This is a genomic window from Paraburkholderia sp. 22098 (assembly GCF_052045935.1).
Classification (GTDB): domain Bacteria; phylum Pseudomonadota; class Gammaproteobacteria; order Burkholderiales; family Burkholderiaceae; genus Paraburkholderia; species Paraburkholderia caledonica.
In genome coordinates this window covers 40,996-61,156 of the sequence record NZ_JBQEPV010000013.1, presented here as the reverse complement: position 1 = coordinate 61,156, position 20,161 = coordinate 40,996, and the positions used below count along the sequence as shown (strand labels likewise).

14 protein-coding genes are annotated in these 20,161 nt (G+C 63.5%); 10 read left to right on the top strand and 4 right to left on the bottom strand.

The window, feature by feature from the left end; translation table 11 throughout:
- Positions 1-31: 31 nt before the first annotated feature.
- Together ACTJLB_RS24685 and ACTJLB_RS24680 are read right to left on the bottom strand one after the other, a co-directional pair.
- Positions 32-2,116 carry a 3-hydroxyacyl-CoA dehydrogenase NAD-binding domain-containing protein gene (locus tag ACTJLB_RS24685; protein WP_440784771.1) on the bottom strand — a complete coding sequence of 695 codons (2,085 nt, stop codon included), beginning with the start codon at positions 2,114-2,116 and terminating at the stop codon, positions 32-34.
- Positions 2,117-2,300: 184 nt separating this feature from the next.
- On the bottom strand, positions 2,301-3,986 hold the full coding sequence (locus ACTJLB_RS24680) for a 3-(methylthio)propionyl-CoA ligase (RefSeq protein WP_020065921.1): 1,686 nt from the start codon (positions 3,984-3,986) through the stop codon (positions 2,301-2,303).
- Positions 3,987-4,230: 244 nt separating this feature from the next.
- Between ACTJLB_RS24680 and ACTJLB_RS24675 the strand changes: the two genes are divergently transcribed.
- The 5 genes from ACTJLB_RS24675 (at position 4,231) to ACTJLB_RS24655 (ending at position 8,280) form a co-directional block, all read left to right on the top strand.
- Positions 4,231-5,787 (top strand): protein adenylyltransferase SelO, encoded by a 1,557-nt coding sequence (locus ACTJLB_RS24675; protein ID WP_440784770.1) that lies wholly within the window; start codon positions 4,231-4,233, stop codon positions 5,785-5,787.
- Positions 5,788-5,836: 49 nt separating this feature from the next.
- Positions 5,837-6,259 (top strand): peptide-methionine (R)-S-oxide reductase MsrB, encoded by a 423-nt coding sequence (msrB, locus tag ACTJLB_RS24670; protein ID WP_020065919.1) that lies wholly within the window; start codon positions 5,837-5,839, stop codon positions 6,257-6,259.
- Positions 6,260-6,646: 387 nt separating this feature from the next.
- Positions 6,647-7,177 carry a septation protein A gene (locus ACTJLB_RS24665; protein WP_020065918.1) on the top strand — a complete coding sequence of 177 codons (531 nt, stop codon included), beginning with the start codon at positions 6,647-6,649 and terminating at the stop codon, positions 7,175-7,177.
- 1 nt (position 7,178) lies between these two features.
- The gene (locus ACTJLB_RS24660) at positions 7,179-7,490 is read left to right on the top strand and encodes a BolA family protein (RefSeq protein WP_020065917.1); all 312 of its coding nucleotides are present in this window, start codon (positions 7,179-7,181) and stop codon (positions 7,488-7,490) included.
- A gap of 10 nt (positions 7,491-7,500) precedes the next feature.
- Positions 7,501-8,280 (top strand): peptidylprolyl isomerase, encoded by a 780-nt coding sequence (locus tag ACTJLB_RS24655; RefSeq protein ID WP_440784768.1) that lies wholly within the window; start codon positions 7,501-7,503, stop codon positions 8,278-8,280.
- Positions 8,281-8,444: 164 nt separating this feature from the next.
- Here the strand turns inward: ACTJLB_RS24655 and purL are convergent, their stop codons facing one another.
- Positions 8,445-12,539, bottom strand: a complete 4,095-nt coding sequence (gene purL, locus ACTJLB_RS24650; RefSeq protein ID WP_440784767.1) for a phosphoribosylformylglycinamidine synthase — start codon at positions 12,537-12,539, stop codon at positions 8,445-8,447.
- Between the two features lie 377 nt (positions 12,540-12,916).
- On the opposite strand from purL, the gene ACTJLB_RS24645 reads away from it, so the two are divergent.
- The 3 genes from ACTJLB_RS24645 (at position 12,917) to pgi (ending at position 17,965) form a co-directional block, all read left to right on the top strand.
- A complete protein-coding gene (locus ACTJLB_RS24645) occupies positions 12,917-14,215 on the top strand; it encodes an FAD-dependent oxidoreductase (RefSeq protein ID WP_204520748.1) in 1,299 nt (432 codons plus the stop codon).
- Between the two features lie 101 nt (positions 14,216-14,316).
- Entirely contained in the window at positions 14,317-15,909 is a 1,593-nt protein-coding gene (locus tag ACTJLB_RS24640) for an NAD(P)H-hydrate dehydratase (RefSeq protein WP_440784765.1), read from the top strand.
- A gap of 433 nt (positions 15,910-16,342) precedes the next feature.
- The gene (gene pgi, locus ACTJLB_RS24635) at positions 16,343-17,965 is read left to right on the top strand and encodes a glucose-6-phosphate isomerase (protein ID WP_440784763.1); all 1,623 of its coding nucleotides are present in this window, start codon (positions 16,343-16,345) and stop codon (positions 17,963-17,965) included.
- A 152-nt stretch (positions 17,966-18,117) separates the two neighbouring features.
- Here the strand turns inward: pgi and ACTJLB_RS24630 are convergent, their stop codons facing one another.
- Positions 18,118-18,804 carry an ABC transporter ATP-binding protein gene (locus ACTJLB_RS24630; RefSeq protein ID WP_027804288.1) on the bottom strand — a complete coding sequence of 229 codons (687 nt, stop codon included), beginning with the start codon at positions 18,802-18,804 and terminating at the stop codon, positions 18,118-18,120.
- 28 nt (positions 18,805-18,832) lie between these two features.
- On the opposite strand from ACTJLB_RS24630, the gene ACTJLB_RS24625 reads away from it, so the two are divergent.
- Both ACTJLB_RS24625 and ACTJLB_RS24620 read left to right on the top strand, forming a co-directional pair.
- The gene (locus tag ACTJLB_RS24625; RefSeq protein ID WP_020065910.1) at positions 18,833-19,522 is read left to right on the top strand and encodes an arylesterase; all 690 of its coding nucleotides are present in this window, start codon (positions 18,833-18,835) and stop codon (positions 19,520-19,522) included.
- 117 nt (positions 19,523-19,639) lie between these two features.
- Positions 19,640-19,981 (top strand): hypothetical protein, encoded by a 342-nt coding sequence (locus tag ACTJLB_RS24620; RefSeq protein WP_027804287.1) that lies wholly within the window; start codon positions 19,640-19,642, stop codon positions 19,979-19,981.
- Positions 19,982-20,161 lie beyond the last annotated feature (180 nt).

Genomic DNA, 20,161 nt, shown 5'->3' with positions numbered 1-20,161 from the left:
TCGATATGAGCGGCGTGTGCCGTGCGCGGCGTCAGCCGTTAAAGCCTCGGCCTTGAGCCGCAAGTTCGGCGATGCTGGGCGCCAGTTGCCACGCGTCGCCATTCGGCTGCGATGCGTAGCGGCGAATTGCGCGCTCGACGTTGTAGAGGCCGACGGTGTCCGCGTACAGCATCGGGCCGCCGCGATACAGCGGGAAGCCATAGCCGGTCACATACACCATGTCGATGTCCGACGGCTTCGATGCAATCCCTTCTTCGAGAATCTTCGCGCCTTCATTGACGAGCGCGAATACGAGACGCTCGACGATCTCGTCGTCGCCGATCTTGCGGCGCTGCGTGTTCGTTTCGTTCGAGTAAGCAACGATCATGTCGTCGACCAGTTTCGACGGATGCGCGGTGCGATCGCCCGCCTTGTAGTCGTACCAGCCGCCGCCGGTTTTCTGGCCGAAGCGCCCTGTCTCGCACAGACGGTCGGCGATCTTCGAATAATGCATCTCCGGATGTTCTTCATAGCGGCGCTTGCGGATCGCCCAGCCGATGTCATTGCCGGCCAGATCGCTCATGCGGAACGGTCCCATTGCAAAGCCGAATTTTTCAATGGCCCGATCGACTTGCGCGGGCAGCGCACCCTCTTCGAGCATGAAAAGCGCCTGGCGGATGTACTGCTCGATCATCCGGTTGCCGATGAAGCCGTCGCACACGCCCGACACCACCGCCGTCTTCTTGATCTTTTTCGCAAGCCTCATGACGGTGGCGAGCACGTCTTTCGCGGTTTCCTTGCCGCGCACCACTTCGAGCAGCTTCATGACGTTGGCCGGGCTGAAGAAGTGCATGCCGACCACGTCTTGCGGCCGCCTCGTGAACGCGGCGATCTTGTCCACGTCGAGCGTCGACGTGTTCGACGCCAGAATCGCGCCGGACTTCGCCACTTCGTCGAGACGGTTGAACACCTGCTCCTTGACGCCGAGTTCCTCGAACACCGCTTCGACGATCAGGTCCGCGTTCTTCAGGTCGCCGTACGAAAGCGTGGGCGTGATCAGCGCCATCCGCTCTTCGAGCGCTTCGGGCTTGAGCTTGCCCTTCTTCACCGTTGCTTCGTAGTTCTTGCGGATCGTGGCGAGGCCGCGGTCAAGCGCCTCCTGTTTCGTTTCGAGCAGCGTGACGGGAATGCCGGCGCTGATGAAATTCATCGCGATGCCGCCGCCCATCGTACCGGCGCCGATCACGGCGACCTGGCGGATCTCGCGCACTGGCGTATCGGCAGGCACGTCGGGAATCTTGCTCGCGGCGCGCTCGCCGAAGAACGCGTGACGCAGCGCACGGCTCTCGGGCGTTTGCACGAGCGCGACGAAGCATTCCCGCTCGACCGCGAGGCCTTTGTCGAAGCCGTTTTTCACGCCGGCTTCAACGGCGTCGATACATTTGAGCGGCGCGGGGAAATTCTTCGCGACGGTTGCGACACTATTGCGCGCGAACTGGATAAAACCTTCGGCATTCGGATGCTCGATCTTGCGCTCGCGCACTTTCGGATGCGGGCCTTCTTTTGCGCCGACCTTGCGCGCGAACGCGAGCGCCGCTTCGGCGAGATCGCCGTCCACGAGTTCGTCGAATAGACCCGATCGGGCGAGGTCCTGCGACATGACAGGCGCGCCGGAAACGATCATGTTGAGCGCAGCTTCGAGGCCGATCGCACGCGGCAGACGCTGAGTGCCTCCCGCGCCCGGCAAGATGCCGAGCTTGACTTCGGGCAACGCGATCTGCGCGCCGGGCGCGGCGATCCGGTAGTGCGCGCCTAGCGCGAGTTCGAGCCCGCCGCCCATCGCGACGCTGTGAATCGCCGCCACAACCGGTTTTGCGCTGCCTTCAACGGTCTTGATGACGGTGGCGAGCGTCGGCTCCTGCGTGGCTTTCGGCGTATTGAATTCGGTGATGTCGGCGCCGCCCGAAAAGGCTTTGCCCGCGCCCGTCAGCACAATGGCCTTGATGGCCGCATCGTTCTGCGCCCGCTCGATGCCCTCGACGATCCCCGCCCGGGTCGACAGGCCGAGGCCGTTGACGGGAGGATTGTTCAGCGTGATGACGGCCACGCCGTCATGGGTTGTGTAGTCCACTGCCATCTGCCTGCCTCCGTGCGATGCATCGCATCCTTGAGATGAGGCGGCGCAGCGCGCGCCGCCCGTCCGGGTCCACCAGACGACTGGTGTCTGGCTTCAGTGCTCCAACCTTCGTCTCACGTTCAGGTCGGCCGTTCCGGTGTCAGCAGGCAGAATACACAAAAAAGCACGCTCGTTCAATTTATCGTCAGCCGGGGTTTCCCCTGGCGAGCGGGCAGTCTCCCTCGAACATCTGGGCTTCCAGCGCCGACGGCAGCACGTGATCGCGGAAGATTTCGCGCAGCTTCAGCTTTTGCAATTTGCCGGTGGCCGTGTGCGGCAGTTCGTCGACGAACACCACGTCGTCCGGGATCCACCATTTGGCGACCTTGCCGTTGTAGAACGCGAGCAGTTCTTCGCGCGTCACGTCGAAACCCGCGCGTTTGACCACGGCCAGCAGCGGACGCTCCGTCCATTTCGGATGAGCGCATGCAATGCACGCCGCCTCCGCGACCGCCGGATGCGCAATCGCGACGTTCTCGACGTCGATCGAACTGATCCACTCGCCGCCTGACTTGATGACGTCCTTCGAGCGGTCCGTGATCTGCAAAAAGCCGTCACGGTCGATAGTCGCGACGTCGCCGGTCGGAAACCAGCCGTCCACGAGCGGCGAGTCGTCCTTGCGGAAATACCGGTCGATCACCCAAGGCCCACGCACATACAGATCGCCGAACGCGACGCCGTCCCACGGCAACTCCGTACCGTCCTCGCCGACGATCTTCATATCGACGCCGTAAAGCGCATGTCCCTGCTTCTCAAGCAGTTTGCGCTGCTCAGTCAGGGGCCGCTGCGATTGCTCCCACGTGAGCTTCGCCAACGTGCCGAGCGGCGACATCTCAGTCATGCCCCATGCGTGAATGACCTGTATGCCGTAGTCGTCCTCGAAAGTGCGCAGCATCGCGGGCGGACATGCGGAGCCGCCGATCACCGTGCGCTCGAGCGACGAAAAGCGCACGCCGGCTTCGCGCAGATAGTTCAACAGGCCGAGCCAGACGGTCGGCACGCCAGCCGAATAAGTGACTCGCTCGCGCTCCATCAGTTCGAACAGCGACTTGCCGTCCAGGTCCTTACCTGGAAACACGAGCTTTGCGCCGGTGAGCGGCGCGGCGTGAGGGATGCCCCAGGCGTTGACATGGAACATAGGGACGACGGGCAGCACGGAATCGCGCGCAGACAGGCTCATTGCGTCGGGCAGCGATGCGCCGAACGCATGCAGCACCGTCGATCGATGCGAGTACAGCGCGCCTTTCGGGTTGCCCGTAGTACCTGACGTATAGCAGAGATACGACGCCTGACGCTCGTCGATTGGCGGCCATTCGAAATTGCCGTCCTGTGCGTTCACGAGCGTTTCGTAACTCAGCACGGGCGTTTTCATCGCAGGCAAATGTGCTTCGTCGGCGAGAGCGATCCAGCCTCGTACTTTCGGGCATTGCGGCGCGAGGCCGTCGACTAGCGGCGCGAAGGTCGTGTCGAACAGCACGTAGGCATCGTCGGCATGGTTGATGATGTACGCAATCTGATCGGGAAAAAGGCGCGGGTTGATCGTGTGGCACACGGCGCCGAATCCGGTCGTGCCGTAATAGGTTTCGAGATGCCGGTAGCCGTTCCACGCCAGTGTCGCAACCCGCTCACCGGAATGAACCCCGAGCGCGATCAAGGCCTGCGCGAGCTGCTTTGCGCGCCGTTCGCAATCACGATAGGTGTAGCGATGAATGTCGCCTTCAATACGCCGCGACACGATCTCGGTACTGCCGAAATGCCGCGCCGCGTGAGCGAGCAGCGAGGGCACGGTGAGGGGCACATCCATCATCTGGCCAAGCAGCGGCATCGTCATAAAGGGTCGTCTCCTGGCCTTTTTCTTTTCAGGGTTTGGACATTGAAGCGCCATTCGCAAGAAACCGGCGCGGCAGTGAAATTGCTCAAGCAAGCGACAGGCGAGTCACGCATCCGCCACCACTGGAATGTTCGTATCGGGCATACGTGGGCCATACGCGAAGCCATACACGGGCCAAATGCCGGGCCGCCAGCAGCGCCGCGGGTGCGGACTTACAATATCGGTTAATAGTGAGGCGCTCAACATGTCGTTTTCCCCAAGCATTGCAGGCCTGTCAGGGCCTCTGGCGGCACTTTCCGAACTTCTTACCAACCCCACCGAAAGCGCGTTTGCGCGGCTTGGCAGCACGTTTCTCACGCGTCTGCCAGCCACGCCGCTCAGCGCGCCGTACCTGGTCGGTTTTTCCGCCGACACCGCCACGCTGCTCGGGTTAGAGCCGGGCCTCGAAAAAGATCCTGCGTTCGCCGAGCTGTTTTCCGGCAACAGCACCCGCGAATGGCCGGCCGAGGCGCTCCCGTATGCGTCGGTGTACTCGGGGCATCAGTTCGGCGTGTGGGCGGGACAGCTCGGCGACGGCCGCGCGCTCGGACTAGGCGAAGTCGAACATGCGGGTCAGCGGTTCGAGCTGCAATTAAAAGGCGCCGGGCGCACGCCCTATTCGCGCATGGGCGACGGTCGCGCGGTGCTGCGCTCGTCGATTCGCGAATTTCTGTGCTCAGAGGCCATGCATCACCTAGGCATTCCGACCACGCGCGCGCTGTGCGTGATCGGCTCAGACCAGCCGGTGCGGCGCGAAGAGATCGAAACCGCCGCCGTCGTCACGCGCGTTGCGCCGAGCTTCGTGCGCTTCGGCCACTTCGAGCACTTCTATTCGAACGATCGCACCGACGCGCTGCGCGCGCTCGCGGATCATGTGATCGAGCGCTTCTATCCGCATTGCCGCGAAGCCGACGATCCGTATCTCGCGTTGCTGAACGAGGCCGTGCTGTCCACGGCGGATCTGATGGTCGAATGGCAGGCCGTCGGCTTCTGCCACGGCGTGATGAACACGGACAACATGTCGATCCTGGGCCTGACCATCGACTATGGTCCGTTCGGCTTCATGGACGGCTTCGACGCGGGCTACATCTGCAATCACTCCGACTCGCAGGGTCGTTATGCGTACCGGATGCAACCGCAGATCGGGTACTGGAATCTCTTCTGCCTTGCGCAAGGACTGCTGCCGCTGCTCGGCGAACGCTACGAGCAAAGCGCGCGCAACGACAAAGCCATCGAAGACGCACAGCGCGTGCTCGGCGGTTTCAAGGAGCGTTTCGGCCCGGCGCTCGAGCGGCGCATGGCGTCAAAGCTCGGGCTCGAAACCGTGCACGACGGCGACGCGCAACTGGTCAACCGCCTGTTCGACGTGATGCATGCGAACCGGGCGGATTTCACGCTGACTTTCCGCAACCTCGCCCGTATGTCGAAACACGACGCGAGCGGCGATGCGCCGGTGCGCGATCTGTTCCTCGACCGCGCTGCGTTCGATGCCTGGGCGAACGAGTATCGCGCGCGCCTGTCCCAGGAAACACGCGACGACGCCGCGCGCGCCATTGCAATGAACCGTGTGAACCCCAAATTCATTCTTCGCAATCATCTGGCGGAAACGGCGATCCGCCACGCGAAAGAGAAGGATTTTTCCGAACTTGAGCGTCTGGCCGCGGTGCTGCGTCGTCCGTTCGACGAACAGCCCGAGCACGAAGCGTATGCGGGGTTGCCGCCCGACTGGGCAAGCTCGCTGGAAGTCAGTTGCTCGTCATGACCCGCAAGCTGCAAGCCGCTCTCATTACAAGCCCGAGACAGGAACCGATATGAACAATCCCGACGACCTCAAGCATGACACCCCCGCGGTGCAGAAAGACGACACCGAGTGGCGCAAGCAGCTTTCCGACATCGAATATCAGGTGACGCGCCACGCGGCCACCGAGCGCCCGTTCACCGGCCGTTATCACGATCATTGGGAACGCGGCATTTATGACTGCGTCTGTTGCGGCACACCGCTGTTCGAATCGGATACCAAGTTCGACGCCGGCTGCGGCTGGCCGAGCTACTTCAAACCGATCAACGGTGAAGTGATTGCCGAAAAAACCGACCGGTCGCACGGCATGTTGCGCATCGAGGTGCAATGCAAGAATTGCGGCGCGCATCTCGGCCACGTGTTCGAAGACGGACCGGCGCCAACGGGTCTGCGCTACTGCATCAATTCGGCTGCGTTACAATTCGACCCCAAGTAACGCAGCGTCCGGGTTTGGCGCGCTCTGTGCCTGTGCTGGCGAATTGCGGTTGCTGTCGGCGAGTGCTCTGGCGTACGCCGACGCGGTAATGCGCCGAAGCAACCGTGAGCCGCCAGGCCTGGGCCACAAGCAGGCATGGATGGCACAGTCCGCCCCGAATCGCAGGTAGACGCAACCGGCAGCTACCTGCGGCGTCGGAATGCGAACCGGGCGCCTGGCGCGGGGCATCGCGTCACGCTGGCAGCCCGGTTTCGCGTGGGCCGCGACGGAAATCAGTTCGCGTCCTCCGGCGCCGCGCCTGGTTGTGTGCTGCATGCCGCGGGGTGCCTCGTGCATGACGCCGCGCACTCGCTCCTCCGACCCACTCTCCGAGTTCCCGTCAGATAAATGAAATTCCTGTTCGATCTGTTCCCGATCATCCTGTTCTTCGTCGCCTTCAAGGTGTGGGGCATCTTCACGGCGACCGCAGTGGCGATTGTTGCCACGCTGGTGCAGATCGCGTGGGTGGCCTTCCGGCACCGCAAGGTGGACCCGATGCTGTGGGTGAGCCTCGGCGTCGTCACCGTGTTCGGCGGCGCGACGCTCGTTCTGCACAACGACACCTTCATCAAGTGGAAGCCGACTGTGCTGTACTGGGCCTTCTCCGTCGTGCTGATCGTGTCGCAACTCGCGTTCAACAAAAACCTGATCGAAGCGATGATGGGTAAGCAGATCACGCTGCCGCATGCAATCTGGAGCAAGCTGAGCGTGATCTGGGCGATCTTTTTCGTGCTGCTCGGACTGCTCAACCTGTTCGTCGCGTACAACTACACGACCGACCAGTGGGTCAATTTCAAACTGTTCGGCGCGACAGGCTGTCTGGTGGTGTTTATCGTCGGACAGAGCTTGTGGCTGTCCAAGTACATGAAGGAGGAATGACATGAGCGATATGTTCATGCACGCCACCACCGCCGAGCGTGCCGCGCTGATCGAAGCGCGCCTTACCGCCGCGCTCGCGCCCATCGCATCGATCCAGATCACCGACGACAGCGCGCAGCACGCCGGCCACGCCGGCGCTGCCGCCGGCGGTCATTTCAGTGTCACGATCGTGGCTGCCGCATTCGCCGGCAAGCCCCGCGTGGCGCGGCATCGCATGGTGTATGATGCGCTGGCCGATGCCATGCAGCGCGGCATTCATGCCCTTGCAATCACGGCTTACACGCCCGAAGAATTCGCTTTGTTGCCCCGCTAGGAAACTTCCGATGACCTTGAAGAAAACCCGTCTTTGGGTATTGCTGGCTGCGTTTGCGGCCGCACCTGCATTCGCACAGAACATCGCCGTGGTGAACGGCACGCCGATTCCGAAAGCACGCGCCGACGCGCTGATCGACCAACTGGTTCATCAAGGCCAGCAAAACACGCCGCAACTCCAAATGGCCGTGCGTGAAGAACTCGTGAACCGCGAAATCCTGATGCAGGAAGCGCTGCGCCGCGGCCTGCCGAATCGTCCGGACATCAAGGCGCAAATTGCTGTCGCTCAGCAAACCGTCGTGCTGCGCGCACTGATCGAAGACTTCGTGAAGAAGAACACGCCGAGCGACGCGGAAGTCACCGCTCGCTACAACGCACTGATCAAGGACGCAGGCGGCAAGGAATATCACCTGCATCACATTCTCGTGGACAACGAGCAGCAGGCGAAGGACCTCATCGCGAAAATCAAGGGTGGCGCGAGCTTCGAGGATCTGGCCAAGCAATTCTCGAAGGACCCGGGATCGGGCAAGAACGGCGGCGACCTGGACTGGTCTGACCCGAAGGCTTACGTGCCGGAATTCGCGGAAGCGGCCACGCATTTGCAGAAGGGCCAGATGTCTGAAACGCCGGTGCATACGCAATTCGGCTGGCACATCATTCGCGTTGACGACTTGCGCAGCATCACGCCGCCGCCGCTCGAACAGGTGCGCCCGCAGATCGTGCAGCAGATCCAGCAAGAAAAGCTGCAGGCATTCGAAGAAGGTCTGCGCAAAAACGCGAAGATTCAGTAAGCGTTAATTCGCAATCTTCGATCTGGTATGAAAAAGCCCCGTTCAGTTGATGACTGAACGGGGCTTTTTTTGTGCCGCGCTTCGGCGGGCTTAGCCTCCACTCGACTGTGCGATTTCGCTGAGTGCGCGCCGCGAGTACGCGCACTCACTACCTCCCTACCTCATTACCCCAGCCAGCGACGTGCATTCTGGAAGACGCGCATCCACGGGCTTGCGTCCGTGGCGCCCTCGCCCCAGCTTTCCGGATGCCAGCTCATTTGCACCGCGCGATGCACGCGCTCCGTGTGCGGCATCACAACGGTGAAGCGGCCGTCGGGCGTAGTAACGGACGTGATGCCGTTCGGCGAACCGTTCGGATTGAACGGATACTGCTCGGTCGCCTGACCACGGTGATCGACGTAACGCATCGCCACGGCGACCTTCGACGCATCGCCTTGCTGCGAGAAGTCCGCATAACCCTCGCCGTGCGCAACCGCGACCGGAATGCGCGAACCTTCCATGCCGGCGAAGAAGATCGACGGCGACGCCTCGACTTGCACGAGCGAAAAACGCGCCTCGAATTTCTCCGACTTGTTGCGCGTGAACTTCGGCCATGCTTCGGCACCGGGAATCATCGACGCGAGGCTGCTCATCATCTGGCAGCCGTTGCAGATGCCAAGCACAAACGTGTCGGTCCGGCCAAAAAACGCCGCGAACATATCGGCCAGTTGAGAGTTGAAGCGGATCGCCTTCGCCCAGCCTTCGCCGGCGCCGAGCGTGTCGCCGTACGAGAACCCGCCGCACGCCACCGCGCCGGCGAAGTCCGCCAGGTTGGCGCGGCCCGCAAGCAGGTCGCTCATGTGCACGTCGTGCGCGTCGAAACCGGCGCGGTCGAATGCATAGGCCGTTTCGAGGTGTGAGTTCACGCCCTGCTCGCGCAGAATCGCCACGCGCGGGCGCGCGCTCTTGCCGACGTAAGGCGCGGCCACGTCGTCAGTAGGGTCGAATGTCAGCACCGGGGTGATGCCCGGATCAGCGGCGTCGAGCAGCGCGTCGTATTCCGCGTCGGCGCAAGCCGGGTTGTCGCGCAAACGCGAAATGCGCCAACTCACTTCGCTCCACGTGCGATGCAGCTCGACACGCGGCGCTTCATAGACCTTCTTCGCGTCGCGATAGATTTCGATGGTATCGCGATCGTTGGTCTTACCGATTACATGAGAGCACGCCGACAGGCCATGCTCGCGCAACGCTGCCAGCACCGCGTCGCGGTCGGTCGCGCGCACCTGAATCACGGCGCCGAGTTCTTCGGTAAAGAGCGCGCGGATCGTGCGGTCTTCGCGGCGGCCGCTCGTCTGCTTTGCCCAGTCTTTCGCGTCGCCGTAATCCGACTCGTGATGCGGATCGAGCACGAGCATGTCCACATTCAACGACACGCCGACGTGACCCGCGAACGCCATTTCACAGACGGTCGCCCACAGGCCGCCGTCGGAGCGGTCGTGGTAAGCGAGCAGCTTGCCGTTCTGGTTCAGCGACTGGATTGCGTTGAAGAAGCGCTTCAGGTCTTCCGGATCGTCCACGTCAGGCACTGTATCGCCGATCTGCTGCGTGACCTGCGCGAGAATACTGCCGCCCAGACGATGCTTGCCGCGGCCGAGGTCGATTGCGATCAGCACGGAGTCGCCTACGCCGTCCGAACCGCTTGCGCGACGCAGTTGCGGCGTGAGATGACGGCGCACGTCTTCGACCGGCGCGAATGCCGAGATGATGAGCGAAACCGGTGCGACGACTTCTTTAGCGACGCCGCGGTCTTCCCACTTGGTGCGCATGGACAGCGAATCCTTGCCGACCGGAATGCTGATGCCGAGTGCCGGGCACAGTTCCATACCGATCGCCTTGACCGTCTCATAGAGCGCCGCGTCTTCGCCCGGCGCGCCGCATGCAGCCATCCAGTTCGCCGACAGTTTGAGCTTGTCGAGCGACGCGATAGGCGCCGCTGCGATGTTGGTGATCGCCTCGCCGACCGCCATGCGGCCCGACGCGGGCGCGTTGATGACGGCGAGCGGCGTGCGCTCGGCCATGGTCATCGCTTCGCCGCGAAAGCCCGCGTAGTCCATGGTCGTGATCGCGACGTCCGCGACCGGAACCTGCCACGGGCCGACCATCTGGTCGCGCGCCGTGGTGCCGCCCACCGAGCGGTCGCCGATCGTGATGAGGAACGACTTGCTCGCGACCGTGGGATGGCGCAGCACGCTCACCGCGACTTCCGGGAGCGCGAGGCCGGTCACATCCACCGGCTGGACCTTCGGCTCGACGCGCGTGACGTCGCGATGCATGCGCGGCGCCTTGCCAAGCAGCACTTCCATTGGCATGTCGACCGGTTGATGCGCGTTCTCGTCCTTCAGTTCGGGATCGATCAGCTTCAGCTGACGTTCGGCCGTTGCCGTGCCGATCACGGCGAACGGACAGCGTTCGCGCTCGCACATGGCCTGGAAAGCCGGCAGATCGGCAGGCGCGATGGCGAGCACGTAGCGCTCCTGCGCTTCGTTCGACCAGATCTCGCGCGGCGACAGGCCGCTTTCCTCGAGTTGAATTTTGCGCAGATTGAAAATCGCGCCCTTGCCTGCACCATCGACCACTTCCGGGAACGCGTTCGACAGACCGCCCGCGCCCACGTCGTGAATGCTCAGGATCGGGTTTTTGTCGCCCAGTTGCCAGCACGCATTGATGACTTCCTGCGCGCGCCGCTCGATCTCCGGGTTGCCGCGCTGCACGGAGTCGAAGTCGAGTTCGGCGGTATTCGTGCCGGTCGCCATCGAACTCGCCGCGCCGCCGCCCATGCCAATGCGCATGCCCGGGCCGCCGATCTGGATCAGGAGCGACCCTTCCGGCAGGTCGTGCTTGTGCGTGTGCTGATCCGAAATATTGCCGATGCCGCCCGCGATCATGATCGGCTTGTGATAGCCGCGCACGAGACCCGCCACGTTCTGCTCGTAGGTGCGGAAATAGCCGCCGAGATTCGGCCGGCCAAATTCGTTGTTGAATGCGGCGCCGCCGAGCGGGCCGTCGATCATGATTTGCAGCGGCGAAGCGATGCGGTCCGGGCGACCATACGCCTCAAGCTTGTCGGCCGGATTGCGATGCGCGAGGGGCACGGCGACATCGCGTGCATTTTCCCAGGCTTCGACGCCGTCGGGCAATTCGAGGTTCGACACCGTGAAGCCCGCGAGCCCGGCCTTCGGCCGCGCGCCGCGGCCAGTCGCGCCTTCGTCGCGAATTTCACCGCCCGCGCCCGTCGCGGCGCCAGGGAACGGCGAGATTGCGGTCGGGTGGTTGTGCGTCTCGACCTTCATCAACGTGTGCGTGAGCTCGACGCTGCGGCGATAGTGTTCGGGCAGTTCGTTCTCACCAAGCTGCTCAGGCGTGCGCGGAAACCAGCGCTCTGCCATGCCGCCCGCCATGATCGCCGAGTTGTCCGAATAAGCGACGATCGTGCCTTGCGGATTGAGCTTCTCGGTGTTGCGGATCATGTTGAAGAGCGAGATGTCCTGCTTCTCGCCGTCGATGGTCCATTCCGCGTTGAAAATCTTGTGACGGCAGTGCTCGCTGTTGGCCTGCGCGAACATCATCAGTTCGACGTCGGTCGGATTGCGGCCGAGTTTCGTGAATGCGTCGACGAGGTAGTCGATCTCGTCGTCGGCGAGCGCGAGGCCCAGTTCCGTATTCGCTGCTTCCAGCGCGCGCCGGCTTTGGCCCAGCACGTCGACGGTTTGCAGCGGCTTGGCCGGCAGTTCGTCGAACAGATGCAGCGCATGGTCGCGCGACGGCGCGACGCTCTCGGTCATGCGGTCGTGCAACGCGGCGGCAACAGCCTCGCGCGCTTCGTCGGAAAGCGCCTTCTTGCCGCCCAGCAGGCCGCTTTTCAGCGTGACCGTGTACTCGACGCCGCGCTCGATCCGGCGCACCTGCGTGAGCCCGCACAGGTGCGCGATATCCGTTGCCTTGCTGGCCCACGGCGACACCGTACCGAAGCGCGGCACCACCAGAAACGTTTCGGCCGCGCCGCGCTCTCTGGTTTCTTCGAGCGGATGGCCGTAGTGCATCAGCGCCTCGATCTTCGCGTTGTCTTCAGCGGAAAGCGGGGTCTGTGCGTTGACGAAGTGCAGATATTGCCCGCGCACGCCCGTGATATTCGGGTCGATGCGCGTAAGCGTTTCGAGCAGGCGGGTTTGACGGAAATCGGAAAGGGCCGAAGCGCCGGGGAAACACGAGAAGTGGGCCATGGACTTGACGTTGCGTCGCTCAATGATGCCGAAGAGTCGCGCGTGATGGCGACATGAGGCGGAAAGGAAGTCCGGGATTATACCCCGGGAACGGCCATCCAGCGGGCCGCGCCATGGCCCTGGAATACGCTGCGCGGGTGTCTCGACCGACGCCTGCGCAGCAGCGCGCATGACCATGCGCGGGCGTTGACTGCTATCATTCGCCCTTTCATCAGATCGGTGCGAGCAAGGTTCTGGCCTTGCCGCCGGCAGTATGTCGCGAGTCCTGCCCGGATCGGATCCGGAGTCATAGTCTTCGCGTCATGTCCGGCCGCGCCGCATGTCACGCCTAGCGGGGCCCGCACAACGGCCCCCGCCCGGCAAATCGAATCAGAACAATGGATGTCATCGTCATTGGCGGCGGGATCGCGGGCGTCGCCACCGCTTATCAGCTGCGCGCCGCGGGCCACCGGGTATGCGTCGTCGAGCGCCACGCCACCGTCGCGCAGGGCGCGACCTATGGACATGGCGGCACGGTCCTGCCAACGCCGCTCGACGTCTGGTTCGGCCCGACTTTCATGGCGAACCGGCAGAATGCGAAAAACGGCGTGATCAGCAAGCCCGGATTCAACGGGCCGGCGCGCCAGTTCGTGAAGAAGCTTGCCGAATTGCAGGAGCCGGACGAGTTCGGCCGCCAGTACCGGCTGTTGCGTCCGCTTGTCGAGCTGTCGCGCGAGGCGATGGCCGACATGGAAGCGCGCTTCGGCTTCGAATTCGAACAGGCGAGCGGTCTGCTGCATCTGGTCCGTTCCGCTCAGGAGTGGCAGCAGTTGCAGCCCGCGCTCGGGCTGCTGGCGCTCTACGAAGTGCCGCATCACGTGCTGAGCCCTGCGGAATGTGCGGCGTACGAGCATTCGGTGCGCACCGAACCGGAATTCGCGGGCGGCGTTCTGTTCGAACACGAGCGAACCGCCAATTGCCCACTTTTCACCAAGCTCATCAAGCAGACACTCGACACCCAGGGCGGCGTGCAATTCATGCTCGGCTGCGAGGTGTCGGCGATCCGCCTCGACGGCCAGCGCGCCGCAGTCGAGCTCGCGCCTCGGCCTGGCGCCGCGTCCGGGTCACGCGAAGTCGATGTGATCCACGCGGACACGATCGTGGTCGCCGGCGGTTACGGCAGCCTCGCGCTGCTGGAGCGCCTCGGCCTCGCCTTGCCCCTGCATCCGCTGCGCGTGCATACACTCGTCGCGCCCATCGCGCATGAGGAATGCGCGCCTCATGTCGCTATCGTCGACGCGATCAAGCGCATCGGGATCAGCCGGATGAATCACCGCTTGCGCATCGCGGGCGGTGCGGTCCTGCAAGGCGCCAATCTGATCGACAAGCCGCTCGGCGAAGCACTGACGAAAGAAGCGCTGGCACTGCTGGGCCAGGCGACACACGACTGGATTCCCGGCGCGGCGCGTATCTCCGCGGCCTTGCCGTGGGAAGGCATCAAGCTGCTGTCGCCCGACGGCTTGCCGGTGGTCGGCAATGCGCTGCATCCACGGCTTTTCGTCAATGTGGGCCACGGGCCCACGGGGTGGGGCCTCGCGTGCGGAGCAGGCAAGCTGATCGCCGATCTGGTCGCGGGCCAGGCGCCGGATCTGCCCGACGAAACGCTTGCCGCGCTGCGGGCGGACCGGTTCAGGTAACAGTGGGTGCGCCGGAACCGACGCATTGCGCGCGCATCGGCACTACCATAGCGATTCCAGACGCTTTCGCACCCTGCACAAAGGTGACCGCCCGCCTCGCCATGACAGAAGCCGACCTTACGCCGCCGACGCTGATTCGCCCGCATAACCGCGCCCTCCCGCTGCTGACGCTGACCGACCTGCGGATCGCGGAATCGCAAGCCGCCGCTTCGCTGCCGCAGCACACGCTGATGGACCGCGCCGGCAAGGCGGCAGCCAGCTTCCTGCTCGAACAGATTACTCGCGATACATCGGTCGAAAAATCCAGGCAGCGCGTCTGGCTGATAGCCGGCCCCGGCAACAATGGCGGCGACGCGCTGATTCTGGCGGCGGAGCTGCACAAGGCCGGCATCGCCGTCGAATTGTGCATGCCGGTGGAAGTGAAACCGGACGACGCCCGCTGGGCGCTCGCGACGGCACGCGCATCCGGCGTCGCGATCGCCACCGCGCCGCCCGCCTCGCTCGACGGCTACACGTGGCTCGTCGACGGCATGTTCGGCATTGGCCTCGCGCGGCCACTGGAAGGCGTGTTCGCCGCGACCGCGCGGCACCTCTCGCAACGCGCCCAAAGCCGGCCGCACACAGGCGGCGTGCTGGCGCTCGACGTGCCGAGCGGCCTCGACAGCGACACGGGCACGATCGTCGGTGACGGCGACGGCAACGCAGCCGTGCGCGCAACCCACACAGTTACCTTCATCGCCGGCAAGCCGGGACTTTTCACGGCGCAAGGCCGCGATCTCGCCGGCTCGGTGACGGTCGCGCCGATCGGCGTCGATTGCAGCGCGCGCACGGCGGTGCAACTGAACGCGCCCGAACTCTTTGGCTCGTTCCTGCCGCCGCGCGATTTCGCGACCAATAAGGGCACGTTCGGCAGCCTCGCCGTGGTTGGCGGCGACACGGGCATGTGCGGCGCACCGATTCTCGCGTCGCGCGCGGCGCTCTACACCGGCGCGGGCAAGGTCCACGTCGCGCTGCTCGGCGCCGGCGCCCCGCCCTACGACCCGCCGCATCCCGAACTGATGTTGCATGCCGTCGACGAATTGCCGCTCGACAAGATGGATGCGCTGGCGCTCGGCTGCGGCATGGGCCACGGCGAGCGCGCCACGCGGGTGTTGCACGATGTGCTGCAACTGGATGTGCCGAAGCTCCTGGACGCTGACGCGCTCAATCTGATTTCGAAAGACTCCACGTTGGCCGTGGCCGTTACCGCGCGAGGCGTGCAGGGCGATCCCTGCGTGCTCACGCCGCACCCGCTCGAAGCCGCACGCCTTCTTGGCACCGAGGTGGTCCGCGTGCAGCGCGACCGCCTCGCCGCCGCGCGGGCTCTCGCCGCGCGCTTTGCCAGTGTGGTGGTGCTCAAGGGCACCGGCACGGTCATCGCGGCCCCCGACGGCCGTCTCACGATCAACCCCACCGGAAATGCCGCGCTCGCGACGGGCGGTACCGGCGACGTTCTCGGCGGCATGATCGGCGCTTTGCTCGCGCAGCACTTGCCGGGCTACGAGGCGGCGTTGGCCGGCGTCTACCTGCACGGCCTCGCCGCCGACACGCTGAGCGCGCAAGGCCACGGTCCCGCCGGCCTCACGGCTGGCGAACTTGCGCCGATGGTGCGCAGCTTGTTGAACCGCATGTTTTATCCATCGGCGCAATCGTGATGTAGGGTACCGAGCGATATGGCGCGATATTGGGTGAATCGTGGGTGAATCGTGGGTGAATCGGGTCGCTGGCTTCCGGAGCGGCTTGTGTCAAAGCGCTGCCGCCTGTCACGCAACGCCGTTATACTGAGTAATCGAGTGAGGAGTGCGTGAGCAACTGCGCTGACCGGTCGAACCCGTGGCCGCGTTCGGACCGCACGCGAACTGAGCGCGCTTGCTGCGCGCATACTGCCTGACGGCGTGGCGGTTCGTAGCGAGCCACTCGCAAAACGCGGCGGAGTCAACCGGCGTTCATGACTGCGTGGGCGCTCAAGACTCACCGCGAACGCGGTCGTGCTGCCTTCGTGCTGCCTCGCTCTAACAGCATCGTTGCATCATCCTCGGCGGCGCCTCGCGCGCGCCTTTCTTTGTGCCCCTTGGTTAGACGGACGCTATGACCCAGAATTCGCTCCCCTCCTGGTCCTCTCTGCAAACGCACTACGAGCAGATCCGCGATGCACATCTGCGCGACTGGTTCGCTCCCGGGAATGACCCCGCGCCGACCCGTGCCGAGCGCTTTGCGTTCGCGGGCGGCGGCATCGCCGCCGACTTCTCGAAGAACCGCATTACCGACGAAACCCTGAAGCTGCTCGTGCAACTCGCGCGCGAAGCCGGCGTCGAGAAACGTCGCGACGCGATGTTCGCGGGCGAAGTCGTCAATCCCACCGAAGGCCGTGCCGCGTTGCACACCGCGCTGCGAGCGAGCAACCCCAACGCGCCGTTCCATCAGCAGGTGCAGGCCGAACGCGCGAAAATGGCCGCATTCGCCGATCAGGTGAGAAGCGGCGCCTGGACCGGCTACACGGGCAAGCGCATTCGCCACGTGGTGAACATCGGCATCGGCGGCTCGGACCTCGGGCCGAAGATGGTCGTGCACGCGCTGCATCATCTGGCCACGCCGGAAATCACCACGCACTTCGTGTCGAATGTCGACGGTGCCGATCTCTACAACGTGATGCAGCAGATCGACCCCGAAGAGACGCTGGCCATCATCGTTTCGAAGACGTTCACGACGCTCGAAACCATGACCAATGCGCGTTCGCTGCGTGACTGGTTCACGGAAAAGGGCTGCCCGGAAAATGCGCTGGAGAAGCACTTCGTCGGTGTGTCGGCGAATCCTTCGGAAGTCGTCAAGTTCGGCATCGCGAAAGAGAACGTGTTCGAGATGTGGGACTGGGTAGGCGGCCGATATTCGCTGTGGTCGGCGGTCGGTCTGTCGATCATGATCGCGGTCGGGCCGCAGCAGTTCGGCGAGCTGCTGGCGGGCGCGAACGAAATGGACGAGCATTTCCGCACCGCGCCGCTCGAAAAGAATTTGCCGGTGCTGCTGGGCATGATCGGCATCTGGTATCGCAACTTCTTCGGCTCGCAGAGCTATCTCGTCGCGCCGTACTCGGAGGCGCTGCACTTCCTGCCGTCGTATCTGCAACAGCTGGAAATGGAGAGCAACGGCAAATCGGCGCGTCTCGACGGCGCAATGGTCGACTATCCGACCTCCGCGGTAACGTGGGGCGAGCCGGGTACGAACGGTCAGCATGCGTTCTTCCAGATGCTGCATCAAGGTCCGACCATCGTCCCGATCGACTTCATTGCGGTGCTGACGCCAGAGCATCCGCTCGTGAGCCATCATCCGAAGCTGCTCGCCAACTGCTTCGCGCAAAGCGAAGCATTGATGCTCGGCCGCACGCTCGAAGAAGCGAAAAAGGTCGCCGGTCCCGACAAGCCGGAACTGGCGCCGCACCTCGTGTTTCCGGGCAACCGGCCGACCACCACGCTGCTGGTCGAAGCGCTCACGGCGCGTTCACTCGGCGCGCTGATCGCGCTGTACGAGCACAAGGTTCTCGTACAGGCGTCGGTATGGAACATCAATCCGTTCGATCAATGGGGCGTCGAGCTAGGCAAGATTCTCGGCAAGGTGGTCGAGGCCGACCTGACGGCCGCAAGCGTCGACGAAAAGAAGCACGATTCGTCGACCTCCGCGTTGATCGCAAGGGCGCGCGCCGCTTTGAAGCGTTGACACTTGAACGCCGGTTGGCGGTATAACCGGCGGCGTGCAGCGTTTGGCGCTGAATGAAGTACAGGGCGAAGTGCAGATCGAAGTACGGGGCGGGCCACTTGTGGCCCGCTTTTTTGCGTCGGTGTATGTCTAATCCTGACCGAGCCTGTGCGTCAGGCGAGACGCCCCGCTTCTATCGTTACGGTCGTATCGCAGCGGCGCGCCAGTTCCACGTCGTGCGTGACGAGAATCAGCGTTGCACCGTTCGCGCGATTCATCTGGAACATCAGGTCGATTACTGCGTGGCCGGTCGCGGCGTCGAGACTGCCCGTCGGTTCATCGGCGAAGAGAATGGCCGGATGCGTCACGAACGCGCGCGCCAGTGCGACGCGTTGCTGCTCACCGCCCGACAGCAGCTTCGGATAATGACTGGTGCGCTGACCGAGCCCAACCTGTTCGAGCAGCCCGCGCGCACGCAGCGCGGCTTCACGTGTACCGATGCCGCCTTGCAATTCGAGCGGCAACGTGACGTTTTCGAGCGCCGTCAAATGCGGCATTAACTGGAACGACTGGAACACGAACCCGACCGAGCCGCTGCGCAATGCCGCGCGCTCGTCTTCGTTCAATGTGGTGAGCTCGCGTCCGAGTAGCCGAACCGAGCCCGAACTCGCGCTGTCCAATCCTGCGAGCAGTCCAAGCAGCGTAGACTTGCCCGACCCGGATGCGCCGACTATCGCGACACTGCTGCCTGCTTCGATAGCCAGATCGATGTTGTCGAGAATGGTCAATTCGCCCGTCGCATCCTTAACCTTCTTGCACAAACCCCGCACTTCAATGACTGGATCAGTTTTGTTTAGCATAGTGAAGCGTAGGTTGAAAGTGCGCGCCATGAAGCTTCGCGCGAATGCACTGACTTCGGCAACGAGCTCGGTGGCCAGGGGCTCGGTCATAGTGGCGGCCGCCCTTTTTTCGACGACCTTCGCGGTTCGCGCAGCCAATGCGCCCGAAGCGGCTAAACCGGTGATCGTCGTGCTTGGCGATAGCATCTCCGCCGAATACGGCCTGCCCCGCGACACTGGCTGGGTCGCGTTGATGCGCCAGCGACTCACCCAGGAGCGAATCGATTATAGCGTCGCCAATGCAAGCATTAGCGGCGATACGACGAGCGGCGGGCGAGCCCGCTTGCCTGCGCTGATGCAACGCCTGAAGCCCAGTATCGTGATCGTCGAACTGGGTGCCAACGATGCATTGCGTGGCGTGCCGCTTTCAACAACTGAAGATAATCTGCGCACGATCATCGAGCAGGCTCAGCAGGCTCACGCGAAGGTCGTGCTCGTGGGCATGTACGTACCGCCTAACTACGGCCCGGACTATACGCAAAAGTTCCATGGTCTATACGGCCAACTCGCCAAGCAACTCAACGTGCCGCTAGTGCCGTTCCTGCTTGCCGGCATTGCCGATAAGCCCGATATGTTCCAGGCGGATCAGATTCATCCGACGCAGCAGGCACAGCCAGTGCTACTCAACAACGTGTGGCCCGCTGTCAAGCCACTCCTTCGTACAAGTTCGTCGCACTGAAAGGCTGCTGTCGGCTTGTTTCCGGAACTACGCGGAACACGGATCCGCGAGCTTGATCTCATGCTTGCGCAATCCCGTGGACCCGGCTCGATACCGAGCGACTTATGAGGAGATAACGTGAAATACTTACCGTTAATCGCTTTGACCGTGGCAATTTCCGCCTGCGCTGCTCAACCGCCGGCTGGCGTTCAGTCCGTCGGACAAAGCCAGCAACCGCCGAAGGCCGTTGCGACCTGCATCGCGCAAAAATGGGCAGACGGCTCCCAACAACAAGTCGTGTCGCAAGACACCTTGGCCAACGATCAGGCTGTAGACGTGTATGTGCCGGGCCAGCAACCGCCCAACGGCGCGGCCGCTGTGGTGCGTCCTTCGTACTCTGGCAAGGGCTCGTGGGTCGGCTTCCGCGCGAACGGAGCAGCGGGCAGCGACGCCACCAGCGCGATCAGTTCATGCCTCTGACCATGATCACCCTCTGATCGACGCAATCGTTCGGTGAACTTCGAATTCGCCGAATGACCGATCGAGTCAGATTCAAAAAGTGAAAAAGCCCCGCATTTGCGGGGCTTTTTTGCGTTCGTGCGTTGAGCGCGACTTGTATGGATTCGTTGCGAGTCGAGAGGTGCACGTAAGGCGCGCCGC